This window comes from Pseudomonas sp. m6p, from assembly GCF_055760375.1.
Genome location: NZ_CM147084.1, coordinates 2,364,730 through 2,381,765, shown reverse-complemented (window position 1 = coordinate 2,381,765; position 17,036 = coordinate 2,364,730). Strand labels below are relative to the sequence as shown.

The following is a 17,036-nucleotide window of genomic DNA, read 5'->3' as shown; positions in this document are numbered from 1 at the left end:
TCAGCACATAAGTCACGCACCAGACTCGTTTGAATAATTACCACTGACCGCTTCCGAGACAGGCGATTATTTCCCAGCCACTGAATTCCCACCAGGAATAGCGCTCATCGGAGCAACTTCTGGCCAGACTGGCCGTCTGGATTTCTCCGGCTTTTCGCTGGGTTGAGAAAGGCGTGTCAATCGAGGCGGTCGCCTGCTTGACCGTCTGTGGAGCAGTGATGGTCGTTGGATGCACGGCAGCGTTTGTGACGGTTGCGGCGAAAGCAAGCGTCGCGCAGATGGCCAGAGTTGTCATGGGCTTTTTCATGTTCGAATCCTTTCAGTTAACTGACAGCGGGCTTATACAGCGGCCCCGACCTGCCTTCTGAACAGATCGGGCATTCGCGTAATGTGACGCCAGAAAAGCCTATCACTGCGCTATCTCCAGAACAGTCGCACAACTGTGCTATTGACAACTTGTTGAACGGCCAGTCTTCGTCAAGGGCGCTGGATCGAGTCAAATAATCTGAACCCCGCCCGAACGCTCACGCCTAACGATCAGCTTGTGTTCATTCGCACAGGCCCGGTGCCAATACCGGCACATTCCGAGAGGTGGTCAACGTGGCTAAAGACGAGAAGAAAAGCAAAAAAGACGATGCTTCGAAAGCCAGCAAGGACTTGAAAGACAAAAAGTCCTCGCCGGAAAAGAAATCGGCGGCAGCCTCCACGCTTTCCAAGTCTTCCGACAAGAAAGACAAGAAGAAAGACGCCGAACCGAAAAAGTCTGCCAAGAAAGCCGATAGCAAGCCGGAAAAGGCCAAGGATGCAAAGAAGGCTGACAAGCCGGCGAAAAAGAAGAAGTAATACCTGCGACTCGCCAGGGCATTGCGCCCTGGCGTGCATCTGTTCAAACAGTCTCTTCAGCCCTGCGCGCATCCCCCAACGAATCACGCTGCATCGACTGCAGGTTTTTCTCGATGGTTTCGCACAGAGCCTCCATCTGAATCTGGTGCTCACTATGGCGAAAAGGGCTTTGCAGGTCGGTGCCGATGCGCTCGATGGCCAGCAGCATGAAGCCCACCACGGTCGAGGCGAGCGGGGTGAACCAGCCCAGCGACTCTACCAGCCCCACCGGCACAATCAGGCAGAACAGCGAGATAAACAGGCGCGGGAAATACACGTAAGGGTAAGGCAGCGGGGTATTGGCGATCCGCTCCATCCCGCCCTGACTGTTGGACAGCTCGACCATGGTCGATTCCAGCCGCGCCAGACGAATGCTGTCCAGACGCCCGCCCTTGTATTCCCGGGCCAGCAACGCCGCGGAACCGGTGAGGATGTCGTTGGCGAAGTTGTTGGTGGTGCCACTGCGGGCGAACTCATCTGCCGGGATAAACGCGCGGACCTCCTCCGGGCAAGGCTGACCTTGCAGGTGCGCGGCGAGGCAATTGACGTACGCCACATGGCGGCGCAACAGCGTCGCCTTCACCGGGTTCACTTCGTTATCGGGATCATCCAGCAGCGTCAGCACCTGCCGGGCGAAGCTGCGCGAGCTGTTGATCATCATGCCCCACAGCGTGCGCGCTTCCCACCAACGGTTGTACGCGCTGCTGTTGCGGAAACTGATCAGCACCACCAGCGCTGAACCGAGCAAAGTCAGAGGCATCAGCGGCAGGTTGATCTTGGCGTTGAGGAACAACATGAAGTCGACGGTGACAGCGATGTCCCAGAGCAACAGCCAGAACAGCGACCAGCCCACGTAGCCCATGGTCTTGATGATCAAACGGTATTTTTTGACGATGGCTGCTTTCAAACGGAAACCTCGTGGCGAGCGGTAAGCGTTAACGCCCTAGCTCCGACGCAGGTTTGGGGGTAAAGGTTCGGTGTTGACTGAGCATCTTGGTTACGACAATTGTCAGGCAATAAAAAACCCGGTCATTACGCCGGGTTTTTTATTGCCTGCAGTTCTGCCAGAAGTCAGAGCGAAGCTTTCACCTGCAAGCCAAACACCAACGCATTGTCGATGTCCTGCCCGGAAAAGGCCCCCGGCTCGATGATGTATTGCAGGTTCGGGCGCAGTGTCAGCCAAGGCGTGGCCTGGTAGCCGTAGCCGAGTTCGATCAACTGCTCGCCACTGTCCAGGTTCGGGAACTGCGTGCCATTGGCCATGGCAGCGTCCTGTTGTACGTCGCGGCTGCGCGGGTTAGGTACGGCGCGGCCGTAGCCCAGAGCGACGGTGTCACGCGGGCGACCTTCGAACGGCTTGTACAGCACCAGACCGGTGCCATACCACTTGCTGAATGGCGAAGCCGCCTCGCTGGCTGCCGAGTATTGGCCGAACGCATGCAGGCTGCGGCCCTCGGACGATTGCGAACTCCATACCGCCTGATCAATCAGCAGGTAATGCCCGCCACGCCCGGAGACTTCTTTGTCGCTGCCGATGCGTTTCACGTCCGAGCTGTCGTAGTAGTAACCCAGCTTGTATTCGCCGGGCAATTGGCCCGCGTGCTTGTACACCAGCTCGATCGGCACCACGGTGCCGGTGGTGTGTTTAGGGCCCAGATGCCAGGCGCGGCTGGAGTTGCCGTTGCTTTCCGGGTCGACGTTGAACGCGGCCACACGCAGTTGCCACGAGGACGACAAGTCGTACTTCACCCGCACGCCCAGGTGCGCGTTGGGGTAGTTGGTCCAGCCACTGCCGCCGGACATGTTCAGCGGATGGCCGCAGAAACCGGCGTTCATGAAGTTGCACAGAATGCCGCTGTCGAGGCCGCCGAGGTCGTTGCCCATGGCCATGTAGCCGAGTTTTACGTTGAGCGCCGGGGTGAACAGACTGCGCTCGTAGCTGAGTTCCGTCAGTCGGGTGTAGAGGCCGCCGTAGTTTTCCTGGATCGGCAGACGGTTGCCAACCAGGTCTTCGGAGGCGCTGTTGCCGCGTCGGTCGTTGATGGTCAACTGGACCTTGCCGGCGTTCTCCACGCCATACAACTTGCTCAGATCAAACTGGGCGCCGAGCTTGATGTTCTGCGAGTAACGGCCGGAGCGGTGCAGGCCGCCATCGGCGTTGTAAGCCATTTCACCGGTGTAATCGCCGGTGAACTTGATCCCGTCCTGGTCCATCTGGTGACGCAAGCCACCCCAGTCACCGGTCAGGGTGTTGCGGGTCAACAGGTTTGCATCGGTATCGGCGAAGGCGGGCAGGGTGGCGCTGCAGGTCAGGCCCAACAGCACGCCGTTGACCCAGCCGTTACGAGTAAAACCAAACATGGAGATCTTCCTGCTCAAAGCTGTAGCGATATCGGAAAGCGGCGCGGCACCCTCAGGTGCCGCGCGCAAAAAGAAAGCGCCCGTGTTCAACACGGGCACTGCGGTTTACGGCAAGGCGTAAGCCATCACGTAGTCGCCGCGATCGGTCGACTGACGTGCACCACCGGCGGTGATGACGATGTACTGCTTGCCGGTCTTCGGCGAAACGTAGGTCATCGGGCCGCCCTGACTGCCAACCGGCAGGCGCGCTTTCCACACCTCTTCACCGTTGCCGCTGTTGAAGGCGCGCAGGTAGAAGTCCTGAGTACCGGCGATGAAGATCAGGCCACCTTGAGTCGACAGGGTCCCGCCCAGGGTTGGCAGGCCAATCTTGATCGGCAGGTGCATGCGGATGCCCAGCGGACCGGTGTCTTCAACGGTGCCAACCGGAACCTGCCAGGCGACTTTCTGGGTCTTCATGTCGATCGCGGTCAGGGTGCCGAACGGTGGAGCCTGGCAAGGAATGCCGGCCACCGACAGGAAGCGGTTTTTGTTCACCGCATACGGCGTGCCTTTGAGCGGTACCGCGCCCATGCCGGTGTTCAACGCTTCGCCACCGGACGAGGCTTGAGCCTTGTTCTGCGACGGAATCATCTGGATCCACAGACCCAGGCGCATGTCGTTGACGAAGATGAAACCGTGGACCGGGTCAGTGGAGAGGCTGCCCCAGTTCATACCGCCCAGCGAACCCGGGAAGCTCAGCGATTTGTCGGTACCCGGCGCGGTGTACAGGCCGTCGTAACGCATCGATTTGAAATCGATCCGACACAGCAACTGGTCGTACGGGGTGGCGCCCCACATGTCCGACTCAGTCAGGTGCTGGGCACCGATCTGCGGCATGCCCACCGATTTCGGCTGGGTTGGCGAGTACGGTTCGTTCGGGATGTTCGCGGCTTTGACCGGGACTTCTTTAACGTCGGTCAACGGCTTGCCGGTGGCGCGGTCGAGCACGTAGATCTGCCCAGCCTTGGTGCCGATGACCAGCGCCGGAACGGTTTTGCCGTCCTTGGTGAAGTCGATCAGGCTCGGCTGCATCGGCAGGTCGAAGTCCCAGAGATCGTTGTGCACGGTCTGGAACACCCAGCGTTCATCACCGGTGGTGGCGTCCAGCGCGAGCACCGAGGCGCCGTAGGTGTGGTCGAGTTTGCTGCGCTCGACACCATAGATGTCGGTGGACGAGCTGCCCATCGGCAAGAACACGGTGTTGGTCGCCGGGTCGTAGGACATCGGCGCCCAGCTGTTCGGCGTGCTGCGCACATACGTGCTGCCATCGGCCGGGGCCTTTTTATCCTGCGGATTGCCCGGGTCGAACGCCCAGCGCATGGCGCCGGTGATCACATCGAAACCACGGATTACGCCGCCCGGCATGTCGGTTTGCACGTTGTCGGCCACACGACCGCCGACCACCACGGTGGTACCGGCCATCAGCGGAGCGGAGGAGAGCTGATAGTAGCTGTCCGGCACATCGCCCAGACCGGCCTTCAGATCAACCTGACCGTTGTTACCGAAACCCTGGCAGAACTCGCCGGTGTCGGCATCGACCGCGATCAGGCGAGCGTCGATGGTGTTGGTCAGCAGACGGCGCTGGCAATTGGCGGCAGGCGCCGGTTTGGCTTCGATGATGCTCGAATTGCTTGGCTGCGCGATGGCCTTGGTGGCATCGAAATAGGCCGTGCCACGGCAACGCTGCCAGACTTTCGATTTGGCGTTGATCGCGTTCTTCCACAGCTCTTTGCCGGTGTCGGCATCCAGCGCGATCAGGTTGTTGTGCGGGGTGCAGATGAACACCTTGTTGCCGATCTGCAGCGGGGTGAGCTGGTCTTCGGCACCGTTGCCATCGCTCTCGGCGACGTCACCGGTGTGGTAGGTCCACGCCACTTTCAGTTTGTCGACGTTGTTGCGGTTGATCTGGTCCAGCGCAGCAAAGCGGCTGCCGCCTTCGGTATTACCGTAATGCGCCCAGTCTTTTTGCGCCTTGTCTGGCTCAACCGGCGTCAGGCCCGGGCCCGTGCCGGTGGCAGCGACAGTCGGATGCGCGACGAACATGTTGCCGGCAGCCACCGCCAGCCCCACGGCCAGGACAGCGGCAACGCCGTAAGCGCCACGCCCCGGCACGCCACCGTTGGCACGCTTGAGCAGCGGGTAAACCAGCGCCACCACCAGGCCTACGGCGCTGAACATGAACAGGCGCGAGAACACCGGCCAGAACACCAGCCCGGCATCGCTCACCGCCCAGATCGCGGTCCCGACCAGAAATGCCGCGAACAGCCAGGCGCCGGCCGTCTTGAAGCGAGCGATCAGCAGACCGGAAACGGCCATCACCAGACCGCCCACGAGGAAGTACCACGACCCTCCCAGGCTGACCAGCTTCACTCCGCCAGCCGCAAGTGCCAGGCCGAGCAGGGCGATGATCACCCCCAGCCCGACCAGAATGAATTTTGATATGCCCGAGAGGCGTTGACTCTGCTTCACGTTGAATGTCCCGTTGAAATGAGGCGTGCATTATATAGTTAGGTAACTACCTAGTTAAATCACTAATTCAGAATGAAGCATAGAACAACGCCGCTACGCGGGTTTGCGGGCAGGCGTGAGCGCTCACGGGACCGGCAAGGGCTGGTGGAGCGTGAGGCAAAGTCGCAATTACGCCTGGTTAAATGGGATTTTTGACAGGTGTCAATCAACAGGAGGGAGAGTGAATCGATAAACGCCGATTCGACGTGTCAGGCATCAACCGACGTACGGCTGCTGCCGTTTCGACTCACGAGAACGAAGGCAAAGAAAGGACAACACGTCGGGCAGACACTGCGATCAGTGGGCGTGCAAAACTGTAGAAATGACGTCAGACGTCCTTGAATTCCTCTACGAGCAGCTCCGCAAATTTTTCTTTTGCTCGATGAGGTCCACTGTTTTTATTCCATATAAAATAATTCTGTATTGGGTGCAGGTCGTCAAATACATGGCCGCTTATGTCACCGATCCTGCGAAACTGTTCAAAAACGCCTCTGGGCACTAACGAAACACCCGCTCTAGAGCTGACACACCCAAGAATGGTGCCGTAACTGGCGATGCTTGTTACAGGACTAACAACACCATGCGCTTGCAGCCAGTTTTCCAGCGCCTTTCTATAAGGACAGCCTTCAGGCCACATGAATATATCTGTGCCACTCAAGTCCTGCGGATTATGCACGTGCCCCGCAGTTGAAGAGGCAATCAATACCAGTTCTTCCTTGTAGATTTCGATACTTTCAATATCAGGATGATCCTGATTGACAGCAATGATGGCACCGTCGAGTTTATGATCAACCACATCATTCAATAACTGCGACCAGTCACCTGTGCTGAACTGCATTTGCACAGACGGATAGAGTTGATGAAACTTTGAGAGCAACTTGGGCAGTCTGCCGGTGGCCGATGACTCTATTGCCCCGATTTTCAGGAGTCCTGATGGCGCCGCCGCAGGATCGAGCGCTCTTTGTGATTCCTGGCATAAAGACAGGATTTTGTTTGCATACCCAAGAAACAATCTACCGGAAGGGCTGATAACAAGCCCTCGACCTTTCCTGATAAACAAAGATACCCCAAGTTCTTTTTCCAGAAGTTTGATTCTGTTGGTAATGTTGGACGGCACACAGTGCAGTAATTCAGAGGCGCGAATGATACTTCCGTGATCCGCTACAGTTTTGAACATAGTAAGTTGAGAAAGCTCCATGCCATTGCTCACTTATAATGAAGGGTTTGATCATTATAAGTCACTTGTCGAAACCCTTCAAGTCACATATTGTTTAAAGCCTGATCTGATTGTGGAAGTTTAAATCAGCGGATTAACTCGGCATATCTTTAGGGAGAAGGATAAGCTCATGAACTCAACCATGTTGCAGAGTCGCGTTGACGCATTTAATAGTTACAGATCCATGCAAGAGTTTGGTGAAGCTTTTATAGACGCTCTGCCAAAGCACATCAGGAATTTGAAAATACCTGGTCGAGTGATATTGCAGAATCAGCGCAGACAGCCCGTATTGGCAAACGTCACGCATATCCCTGACATTCAGGATGCCATGCTGGAAGTGCTTAATCATCCCATTACCCAAGATGCCCAGCGCCATGCCGAGAACGCATTTGAAGCGTTTCTTGAAAAGGCCGCAATCGATTCGGCTGTTCTGAAATTCTTTAATGGATGGAATGAAACACATAAAACCACCAGCTTGGTCTCTGCAAAAATAATAATGCGACTCTCAGCAGACGCACTATCCGTATCTGCTGAAAGACACATCGAATATCTGAATGTCATGGCACACATGCATGAAGTTGCGAAAGACGACTTCGGGCTGGGGCACCCTGGGCATGATGGCATGTTCGAATACATGACTTCAGCTTTTAACGCGACTGCCTGGATTGAAAATCAACACAAAGTTCGAGAGTGCAATGAATTCTCAGATTTTCTTTACAGTACTGGAATCTCAGAGCACAAATCAGCTCTGAATTCGATAGAGCACAAGAGTTCAATCATGGATGCCATGATGGTTTCTATCGCTTCAGAACTTTGGAATGGTCGTGAATATAATTTCATCGCTCAGTACATTGAAGCAAAGTTGCTTGAAGTCAACCCTCTGCTAAAAATGGATGTTCAAGCTCTACGTAACGCTAAAGGTTACGTGATGGGGCACTCAGGCGAAGTCGAAAACAAACATGGTCTTCATGCGTTGGCCGCCGCGCAAGCGTACGGTCGAGCGATGGATATACCTTTCAAGCTCGGTCGCATGAAAGGCATCATGCTCAACTATAATGAGCGCGTAGGAAGAGCTTTCGAGGCCATGCATCGATATCTTACTGCGGAAAATTAACCTGGAGAATGTTGTGATACTTTGCGGAGAACTTCAGTCCCGAAAGGATCTCCTGAATGGATTTTGAACAAGCGTTGTTCGCTTTAGGCTTTTTTGCATTCTGTGGTGGTTTGATAGATGCAGCGGTAGGTGGTGGCGGGCTTGTACAGCTGCCAGCACTTTTGCATGCGCTTCCTCAATATAGTTTGGCAACCGTATTTGGAACCAATAAGCTGGCAGTTCTTGCGGGCAATCTTTCTTCGATATACAGCTATACCAAAAGAATAAAAATTGTCTGGAAACTGATGTTGCCCACCATGCTGTCGGCATTCGTTTTTGCGTTCATTGGCGCGTTTTCCGTGTCAATCGTTCCCAAAAAAATCATGGAGTTCGTTGTTTTTTTTGTTTTGATAGCGATGGCGATCTATACATTCGCGGAAAAAAGATTAGGCCTGATCAGCACTGAATTTCATTGCGGAACAAAGGAAATTGCGTGGGGCATTTTTTTTGGTGGCTTGATTGGTTTTTATGACGGCGTCTTCGGTCCGGGTAGCGGCAGCCTTCTGCTATTCATTTTCGTCAAATATTTTGGCTTTGATTTTTTAAATGCCTCCGCCTCCGCAAAGCTGGTGAATCTGGGCACGTTCTGCGCCGCGCTCATGTTTTTTGTACCAACGGGAAATGTTCTGTGGGCGGTAGGTGGCGTCGTAGCACTGTGCAATATTGCCGGCTCCCTGACTGGAGTTTTTCTGGCTCTGCGGTATGGCAGTGGCTTTATTCGGATCTTTTTCCTGATTCTGCTGGTTTTCCTGATTGGCAGAATGGGGCTCTCTCTATTTTCATAGATGAAATCCAGCCCCTTCAGCACTCCAATGAACATTGGCTGTTGCGCTTGATCACCCACGGTTATTGCGCAGAATCGAGAAATTCAACGCCGCTGCCACACACAACCAGGCCAGATAAGGAAACAGGATCAGCCCGGTGATCACATCCAGGCGCAACGCCATAAACACCATCACCGCAACCACCAGCCACAACACCAACAGAATCACCATGGCGGCCAACACCTGATGCGCGCCGAAGAACACCGGCGTCCACAGTGTGTTCAAGGCGATCTGCGCGGCCCACAGTGCCAACACGGTCTGACTGCCGGGAATCAGGCTCAAGCGATAACCGGCCCAGGCCAGCAATAGATAGATAATCGTCCAGGCCACCGGAAACGCCCAATTGGGTGGGGTAAATCCGGGTTTATTCAGTCCTTCGTACCATGACCCGGGTTTGAAAATCACCCCGGTACTCGCTGCAGCACCGCACGCGATCAGGAAAATCAGAAACGTCACCATTTATTACTCCTTGGCCGCAGCCACTCTCTCTGGGATTACAGCGCCGCAACGGTCGCTCATTCGGATTTCATCGCCAGCAGGTCGCTGACCCGCGCCACCAGCGTGTCGACGGCGAAAGGCTTGGTCAGCACCTGCATGTCCGGGCCAAGCTGACCGGCACCAATCACCGCGTTTTCCGCGTACCCGGTAATGAACAGGGTCTTCAGGTTCTGGCGGATTTCCCGGCCGGCATCGGCCAGTTGCCGACCGTTCATGCCACCCGGCAAGCCGACGTCGGTGATCAGCAAGTCGATGTGAATGTCCGAGCGCAACATCTTCAGCCCGACCACGCTGTCAGCAGCCTCTATCAAGGTGTAGCCGAGATCGCCGAGCACGTCAGTCAGCAGCGCACGCACCGTAGGCTCGTCGTCCACCACCAGAATGGTCTCGCCAGCCTTGGGCAAGGCGGCCGGCGCGTTGTCCTTGTGATCCTGATTCGGCACCGGTTCGCCATGATAGCGAGGCAGATAAATGCACATTTCTGTGCCCCGGCCGACCTGCGAATGCACGCGCACCTGGCCGCCGGATTGCTTGGCGAAACCATAGATCATCGACAGTCCTAGCCCCGTGCCCTGGCCCAGCGGTTTGGTGGTGAAAAACGGGTCGAAGGCCTTGGCGATGACATCGGCGGTCATGCCGGTGCCGGTATCGGTCACGCACAGGCACAGGTATTCGCCCTCTGGCATGTCCAGGGTGCGCGCGGTCTCGCCGTCCAGCGTGCGGTTGGCGGTTTCGATGGTGATGCGCCCACCGTCTGGCATCGCATCGCGGGCGTTGATGCACAGGTTGAGCAGAGCATTCTCCAACTGACTGGCATCCACCAGCGTTGGCCAAAGCCCCGGCGCGGCGCGGGTTTCCAGGACGATGCTGGGGCCTACCGTACGCTGGATCAGTTCGGTCATGCCGGTCATCAGCGTGTTGACGTCGGTGGGACGCGGATCGAGGGTCTGGCGTCGGGAGAACGCCAGCAGCCGGTGGGTCAGGGCGGCCGCACGCTTGACCGCGCCCTGGGCGGTCATCATGTACTTGTCGACTTCGTTCAGTCGTCCCTGGCTGATGCGTGCGCCCATCAACTCCAGTGCGCCGGAAATGCCGGCCAACAGATTATTGAAGTCATGCGCCAGGCCCCCGGTCAGTTGGCCGACGGCTTCCATTTTCTGTGACTGACGGAGTTTCTCTTCGGCTTGCATCAATTCTGCGGTGCGCGATGAAACGCGCTGCTCCAACGTATCGTTGAGCGCGCGCAATGCAGCAATGGCGCGGTCGCGCTCCGCTTCGACATTGCGCCGTTCCTCGACATCGATCAGTACACCGGGAAAGCGCAGCGGCGTTCCATCATCGGCACACTCAACCCGGCCGTTGGCCTCGATCCACTGGTACTTGCCGTCCGTGCGACGCACGCGGTACTGATGGGAGTAAGCGCCACCGCGGCCGATGGCTTCGTTGATCGCGCTGGTCAGTCCATCGCGGTCTTCGGGATGCACGGTCACCATCACTTGTTCGAGGCTGAGCCCTTCGCGGCCCAGCGCCGGGTCAAGGTCGAACACCCGAGCAAAAGCTTCGTCCACGGCAAAGCGGTCGGTGAGCAAGTCCCAGTGCCAGGTGCCGATAATGGCCCCGGCGGCGAGCGCCAGTTGCACGCGCTCGACGTTCTCCCGCGCGATGGCCTCGCTGGCTCGCAAACGCTCCTCGGCGTCGCGCCGCTGGGTGACGTCGTTGAACAGAATGGCGATCTGCCGGTCGGCCGGATCGCCAACACGCACCGCGCGCACGTCGAACCAGCGCTCGAAGGTGTTGGCGTAATTCTCGAAGTTCGCCGGTTCCCCGGTCTTGGCCACATGGCCGTAGGTTTCAAACCAGAAGCTTTCCAGATTGGGCGCGAACTCGGTCACCCATTTGCCGCGCAGGTTGACGCCGCACTGATGTTCGAACGCCGGATTGGCTTCGACAAAGTAGTAATCGACCGGCTTGTCGTCAGCGTCGAATTTGACCTTGACGATGGCAAACGCCGATTCGATGGTTTCCAGAATGGTGATGAAGCGAGCCTCGCTGCGGGCGAGGGCGTCCCGACTGGCTTGCAGCTGCGCCGCCATGTCGCGCTCGAGGTCAACGTCCTGTGTGTCGACCTGAGTGCTTTGAAGCGCCGCACGCAATCGCCTGACTTCTGACTCGAGCGCTTCGCGACTAAGGTGTTCAAGGGTATCCATGTGACCTGCTTTGTTGAATGTTCAGGGGCTGGCTGCATAGAGCGCGTAAGCACAACACGAGCAGTGGACATTGCGCTCGCGGAGGACTCGAGCGCCGATCATCCGTTGACCGGGCGGGTTGTGCTTAAGTTTCACCACCGGCGCAAGCGAACGTTCATTTCAGATCGATTCGCCGTTATCCAGACGCGCCAACAGGTTCTGCCCGCGTTGCCACAGCGCCTCCAGCTTGGCTGACGGCATGCGGTCGAGGTTCTTGTACATCATCGCCATGCGCTGATTGCCGCGCAGCTGTTCACCGTGGCGCATCAGAAAATGCCAGTACAACGCATTGAACGGGCAGGCATTGTCCGCCGTACTTTCGCTGACCTTGTAGGCGCAGCCGCGGCAGTAGTCAGACATGCGATTGATGTATTGGCCACTGGCGCAATAGGGTTTGGAACCGAGGTAACCGCTGTCGGCATGCATGACCATGCCCAACGTGTTGGGCAGTTCGACCCAGTCGAAGGCGTCCATGTAAATCGCCAGGTACCACTCACAGATCTGGCTCGGCGCAATGCCAGCGAGCAGGGCGAAATTGCCGGTGACCATCAGCCGCTGAATGTGGTGCGCGTAGGCATGCTGCAGACTCTGGCCGATGGCCTGGCGCATGCAGTTCATCTGCGTGGCACCGGTCCAGTAGAACTCCGGCAGTGCACGGCTGTTGCCGAAGGCGTTGCCCAGTGCGTAGTCCGGCATTTTCAGCCAGTACACGCCGCGCACGTATTCCCGCCAGCCGATCAGTTGCCGAATGAAGCCCTCGGCGGCATTCAGGGCAATCCTGCCGGCCCAATAGGCCGACTCGACGTCGCTGCACAACCGCCGCAAATCCAGCAGGCCGATATTTAGCGCGGCGCTGATGCGTGCATGAAACAGGAACGGCTCGTCACTGGCCATGGCGTCCTGATAGTCACCGAAACCCGCCAGGCCATAATCCAGAAAATAGTCCCACAGCGCCTGCGCGTCGGCATGGGTGACCGGGTAATTGAAATCATCGAGTGCACCGTAGTGCTGACTGAAGCGCGCCTGCACCAGATCCAGCACCTCGCCGGTGATGGCGTCGTTACTGAAACGGATCGGGTAGGGGGCTTTCACACCTTTGGGCAGGGACTTGCGATTCTCGGCATCGAAGTTCCAAGCACCGCCCACCGGCGTGCCATCGCCATTGAGCAGCAAGCGACTCTTGCGGCGCATCTCGCGATAAAAGAACTCCATGCGCAACTGTTTTTTCCCCGCAGCCCAGGCGGCGAACTCGGCGCGACTGCACAAAAAACGCGAATCGGCGTGCCAACAAACGGGCAGGCCACAATCCTTGATCGATTGTTCCAGGCGCCAGTCACCACACTCGGTGACGTGTACTTGCTCGACCTGCAAGCGCTGTTGCCAACGGCGTAATTCCCCCGGTACCGAACCGCTGTTGTGCGGATCATCCAGCGTCACGTATTCGACACGAATGCCTTGGTCTCGCAACGACTGGGCGAAATGGCGCATGGCGCTGAAGATCAGAGCAATCTTTTGCGGATGGTGCGGTACATGGCTGGCTTCTTCCATGACCTCGACCAGCAGCACGGTGTCGCGCTCGCTGTCGAGCGTCTGCAAGGAGGCCAGATCGAACGACAACTGATCGCCCAGCACCAGGCACAACCGACGATTCCGGTTCATTCAGTGCGGTCCGGCAGGATTCGTTTCATAACGGCGTGGCCAGCGAAAACGGAATGCGCAGCTCTTCGACCGGCCCGGTATCGCGGCCACACATTTCGTCGTGCACGCATTGCTGCACCAGCACGCACGGGAATGCCGGCACGGTCTGCAGCAAGTCACGCAGATGGGTGATTGAACGCAGGTGCATGGGTTTGGCCGCGTCGTCGAGCAAGGTGAACTGACCGTGATCCAGGCGAACCCGGGCCAGATAAAAACCACCTTCAAGCGACAGCAACTCCAGCTCACGAATTTCGCTGTTGGCCGCGCGCTCGGTCAGGGTTTGCAGATTCATGCTTCACTCCTTGCCTACCAGGGCAGGCGTTGTCCATCGTAGGCAAAGAACTGGCCACTGTCGGCCGGCGTCAACTGGTCAATCAGGTTCAGTAGCTGTTCAGCGGCAACGTCGGCGGGGCGGGCGCTGGATGCCCCGCGAAAAGGTTGCGACAACCCCGACACGACCGTGCCCGGGTGCAGACTCAGCAAGCGGCTTTGCGGGCGAGTGCGGGCCAGTTCGATCGCTGCGGTCTTGATCAGCATGTTCAGCGCCGCCTTGGAGGCGCGATAGGCGTACCAGCCGCCCAATCGGTTGTCGCCGATGCTTCCGACCTTGGCCGAGAGCAGCGCCATCGCCCCTTGGGGATCAAGCAGCGGCAGAAAATGCCGCAACACCATCGCCGGCCCCAGCGTGTTCACTTGAAACACGGCTTGCAGCGCATCGGCTTCGATCGCGCTGTAGCTCTTTTCCGGCTTGATCCGCTCACGATGCAGCAGGCCGGCAGCGTGCACGATCAACTGATAGGGCGCTTGCGCGGCCAGTTCGGCGGCGGCGCTGGCGATCGATTGCGGCTGCTCCAGATCCAGCGCCGGAACGGTATGGCGCCCCAGCTCACGAACGCCGGCACAGCGCGGGTCCTGACTGAGCTGCTGGCAAAATGCGCTACCGATAGCGCCACTGGCGCCAATCACCAGTGCGCGATAACCATCGCCCAGGGAGGCCATGCTGAACGGGCTGTTCATTGATTTTCTCCCGCGCTCTGGCGACGGAAGAACAAGGTCACCTGACCGACTTCAAAACCGAGTTTGGACATGCGGGTGCGATTGATCAGCGTGTCCTCGTCCATCTGGTACATCCAGTCGTCCATGCTCATTTCATAGGTCGAGCCATCAACCGGCAGGTTCAGGCGATACCGCCAGTGCAGCGCATTGCCGGCCACCTGACCTGTGGCGACGCCCACTACATCACCTGCGCGCCCGCTCCAGCGGCCCTGGCCCTCGGGTGTCAGGGTCCAGACGCGGCGTTGGCGCGTACCGTCGCTGTACAGGAAGCGCTCATCAAGAATCAGGTTGTCACCTTCACGATGGCTGACGATGTTGACCTCGAAGCGCTTGACCACTTCCCCGGAGCGCTTCTGAAACATCCCCCAGGCTTTCACCGGCTGACTGAAAAAGCGCTGCAGATCCAACGCCGGTTGCTGATCGGCGTAGCGACTGACATCCACGCTGCCGCAGCTCGCAACGCCGAGTATCAGAGCCAGCAAGAGCACAATTCGAGTCATTGACGTTCTCCCTGAAGGCACAGGCAGGAGGGTGAAATTGGAAAGATCGTGCTTGTACAGCCAACTTTCGCTGTACAGGTTTATCGCACCCGTTGAGGGTCGAACATCAACTTCGCCGCCCGATCAGTTGCAGGAACTCCTGACGCGTGGTGGTGCTGTCACGAAACGCGCCGAGCATCACCGAGGAAGTCATGATCGAATTCTGCTTTTCAACGCCGCGCATCATCATGCACATGTGCCTGGCCTCGATGACCACGGCCACGCCGGCGGCATCGGTGATCTGCTGGATGGCCTCGGCAATTTGCCGGGTGAGGTTTTCCTGGATCTGCAGGCGCCGGGCGAACATGTCCACCACGCGCGCCACTTTCGACAGCCCGAGCACCCTGCCGGTGGGGATGTACGCCACGTGCGCCTTGCCGATGAAAGGCAGCATGTGGTGCTCACACAAGGAATAGAGCTCGATGTCACTGACGATGACCATCTCATCGCTTTGCGATTCGAACAGTGCGCCGTTGGTGACGTCTTCCAGGCTCATCGTGTAGCCGTTGCACAGATACTGCATCGCTTTGGCCGCACGTTTGGGCGTGTCGAGCAGACCTTCACGTTCGGGGTTTTCCCCGACGCCGACGAGAATTTCACGGTAATGACTGGCTAGTAGTGGGTTCATTCAGGGGACTCGCAGCAGTGCTGTGCGTGAGGGCCAATCCGTAGCGCAAGAGTTGTACGAAATTAAGTTCTTTGTATAGGTTTTACTCAAGATAGGCTGAAAAAATCCGCCTGACAATCAATCGGCAATCTTTTTTATGCAGATGCGAACACCTCACATCGCAGCGTGCGAGGTTGCGCGTTTGGCGCAGAGGGGAAAGCGCTCCCGGGCAGTGGGAGCGCTGGGCGAATTCGCGGAATTATTCGCTGTAGGTCGGGTAATCCACATAGCCTTCGGCATTGCCGCCGTAGACCGTGGCGGGGTTCAGCGGATTGAGCGGCCAGTCATTGGCGATGCGCGCCGGCAGGTCCGGGTTGGCCATGAACGGCCGACCGAACGCCACCAGGTCCGCCAGCCCCGATTCGAGCAATTGCGCTCCGGATTCAGCGTTGTAGCGTCCGGCGTAAATGATGGCGCCGCTGAAGGTGTCGCGCACTGCGCGGCGGAACGTTTGCGGCATCGCGGGCGCGTCGTCCCAGTCCGCCTCGGCGATGGACAGGTAGGCAATCCCCACATCCTCAAGCACCTTGATCGCTTCGATGTAAGTAGTGTGCGGGTCTTCCTCGACCATGCCCAGATAAGTGCGCGCTTCATCGGTGGTGGTGAACAGTGGCGCGAACCGCACGCCGACTTTTTCCTTGCCGATGCACTCGGCGACACCCGACACCACTTCGCGCAGAAAACGCAGGCGATTGTGCAGCGAGCCACCGTATTGATCGGTGCGCACATTGCTGTGCGCAGAAATGAACTGGTTCACCAGATAGCCGTTGGCACAGTGCAATTCGATCCCGTCAAAACCGGCATCCATCGCATTGCGCGCCGCCTGAATATAAAGCTGAACCAGTGCCTGGACTTCATCGGTGCTCAGCGCTCGCGGTGCGGATGGCTTGACCAGCTCTCCAGCGCCCGGCGTGGTTTCAATGAACACGCTGACCCGTTCAGTCGCGATGGCAGAAGCGGATACCGGGGCCGCGCCGTCGGGTTGCAATGCGGTGTGGGACACACGTCCGACGTGCCACAGCTGGGCGAATATCACGCCGTTCCGGGCATGAACCGCTTCGGTGACAATGCGCCATCCGGCAATTTGTTCAGGTGTGTGAATGCCGGGGGTCCAGGCGTAGCCCTGACCGCGAGGCTCGATCTGCGTGCCTTCGGTGACCAGCAGACCGGCGCCGGCGCGCTGCTGGTAATACTCGGCCATCAATGCGTTGGCGACATTGCCCGGTTGCGTGCTGCGCTGGCGGGTAAGGGGCGGCAGGACGATGCGGTTTTTCAGGGTGTGCTGGCCCAGGGTGAAAGGCGTGAAGAAAGGGCTGTTTTTCATGAAGTTCCTGTTTTGGCCTTAT

17 protein-coding genes are annotated in these 17,036 nt (G+C 57.9%); 4 read left to right on the top strand and 13 right to left on the bottom strand.

Going from position 1 to position 17,036, the window contains the following annotated elements; translation table 11 throughout:
• Positions 1–37 precede the first annotated feature (37 nt).
• Positions 38–307 (bottom strand): hypothetical protein, encoded by a 270-nt coding sequence (locus ACYZUM_RS10775; RefSeq protein WP_108182725.1) that lies wholly within the window; start codon positions 305–307, stop codon positions 38–40.
• Positions 308–591: 284 nt separating this feature from the next.
• On the opposite strand from ACYZUM_RS10775, the gene ACYZUM_RS10770 reads away from it, so the two are divergent.
• Positions 592–843, top strand: a complete 252-nt coding sequence (locus ACYZUM_RS10770; protein ID WP_174376762.1) for a hypothetical protein — start codon at positions 592–594, stop codon at positions 841–843.
• A gap of 43 nt (positions 844–886) precedes the next feature.
• Here the strand turns inward: ACYZUM_RS10770 and ACYZUM_RS10765 are convergent, their stop codons facing one another.
• Positions 887–1,789 (bottom strand): bestrophin family protein, encoded by a 903-nt coding sequence (locus ACYZUM_RS10765; protein ID WP_108182724.1) that lies wholly within the window; start codon positions 1,787–1,789, stop codon positions 887–889.
• Positions 1,790–1,953: 164 nt separating this feature from the next.
• Positions 1,954–3,243: a carbohydrate porin gene (locus ACYZUM_RS10760; protein WP_108182723.1), complete on the bottom strand. Its 1,290-nt coding sequence runs from the start codon at positions 3,241–3,243 to the stop codon at positions 1,954–1,956.
• Between ACYZUM_RS10760 and ACYZUM_RS10755 the strand changes: the two genes are divergently transcribed.
• A complete protein-coding gene (locus tag ACYZUM_RS10755; RefSeq protein WP_256198910.1) occupies positions 3,242–3,364 on the top strand; it encodes a hypothetical protein in 123 nt (40 codons plus the stop codon). The genes ACYZUM_RS10760 and ACYZUM_RS10755 overlap by 2 nt on opposite strands.
• Here ACYZUM_RS10755 and ACYZUM_RS10750 read toward each other — a convergent pair.
• Both ACYZUM_RS10750 and ACYZUM_RS10745 read right to left on the bottom strand, forming a co-directional pair.
• Entirely contained in the window at positions 3,349–5,754 is a 2,406-nt protein-coding gene (locus ACYZUM_RS10750) for a glucose/quinate/shikimate family membrane-bound PQQ-dependent dehydrogenase (protein ID WP_108182722.1), read from the bottom strand. The genes ACYZUM_RS10755 and ACYZUM_RS10750 overlap by 16 nt on opposite strands.
• Positions 5,755–6,121: 367 nt before the next feature.
• Positions 6,122–6,991, bottom strand: a complete 870-nt coding sequence (locus tag ACYZUM_RS10745; protein ID WP_108182721.1) for a LysR family transcriptional regulator — start codon at positions 6,989–6,991, stop codon at positions 6,122–6,124.
• Between the two features lie 148 nt (positions 6,992–7,139).
• Between ACYZUM_RS10745 and ACYZUM_RS10740 the strand changes: the two genes are divergently transcribed.
• Positions 7,140–8,123 carry a hypothetical protein gene (locus ACYZUM_RS10740; protein WP_108182720.1) on the top strand — a complete coding sequence of 328 codons (984 nt, stop codon included), beginning with the start codon at positions 7,140–7,142 and terminating at the stop codon, positions 8,121–8,123.
• A gap of 56 nt (positions 8,124–8,179) precedes the next feature.
• Positions 8,180–8,947, top strand: a complete 768-nt coding sequence (locus ACYZUM_RS10735; RefSeq protein WP_041063962.1) for a sulfite exporter TauE/SafE family protein — start codon at positions 8,180–8,182, stop codon at positions 8,945–8,947.
• 51 nt (positions 8,948–8,998) lie between these two features.
• Here the strand turns inward: ACYZUM_RS10735 and tspO are convergent, their stop codons facing one another.
• The 8 genes from tspO to ACYZUM_RS10695 form a co-directional block, all read right to left on the bottom strand.
• Positions 8,999–9,442, bottom strand: coding sequence for a tryptophan-rich sensory protein TspO (tspO, locus tag ACYZUM_RS10730; RefSeq protein ID WP_041064643.1), 444 nt, complete (start codon positions 9,440–9,442; stop codon positions 8,999–9,001).
• Positions 9,443–9,501: 59 nt separating this feature from the next.
• Complete coding sequence (locus tag ACYZUM_RS10725) at positions 9,502–11,691, bottom strand: ATP-binding protein (protein WP_095669169.1); 2,190 nt, start codon at positions 11,689–11,691, stop codon at positions 9,502–9,504.
• 159 nt (positions 11,692–11,850) lie between these two features.
• Positions 11,851–13,389, bottom strand: a complete 1,539-nt coding sequence (locus ACYZUM_RS10720; protein WP_108182719.1) for a cryptochrome/photolyase family protein — start codon at positions 13,387–13,389, stop codon at positions 11,851–11,853.
• 25 nt (positions 13,390–13,414) lie between these two features.
• Entirely contained in the window at positions 13,415–13,720 is a 306-nt protein-coding gene (locus tag ACYZUM_RS10715) for a DUF6482 family protein (RefSeq protein WP_047294422.1), read from the bottom strand.
• Positions 13,721–13,734: 14 nt separating this feature from the next.
• Positions 13,735–14,445, bottom strand: a complete 711-nt coding sequence (locus ACYZUM_RS10710) for an SDR family NAD(P)-dependent oxidoreductase (protein ID WP_108182718.1) — start codon at positions 14,443–14,445, stop codon at positions 13,735–13,737.
• Complete coding sequence (locus tag ACYZUM_RS10705) at positions 14,442–14,984, bottom strand: DUF3833 domain-containing protein (RefSeq protein ID WP_108182717.1); 543 nt, start codon at positions 14,982–14,984, stop codon at positions 14,442–14,444. Before ACYZUM_RS10705 ends, ACYZUM_RS10710 begins: the two co-directional genes overlap by 4 nt.
• Before the next feature lie 106 nt (positions 14,985–15,090).
• Positions 15,091–15,651, bottom strand: a complete 561-nt coding sequence (gene folE / locus ACYZUM_RS10700) for a GTP cyclohydrolase I FolE (RefSeq protein ID WP_047294417.1) — start codon at positions 15,649–15,651, stop codon at positions 15,091–15,093.
• Between the two features lie 238 nt (positions 15,652–15,889).
• Positions 15,890–17,014: an alkene reductase gene (locus ACYZUM_RS10695; protein WP_108182716.1), complete on the bottom strand. Its 1,125-nt coding sequence runs from the start codon at positions 17,012–17,014 to the stop codon at positions 15,890–15,892.
• Between the last annotated feature and the right edge of the window lie 22 nt (positions 17,015–17,036).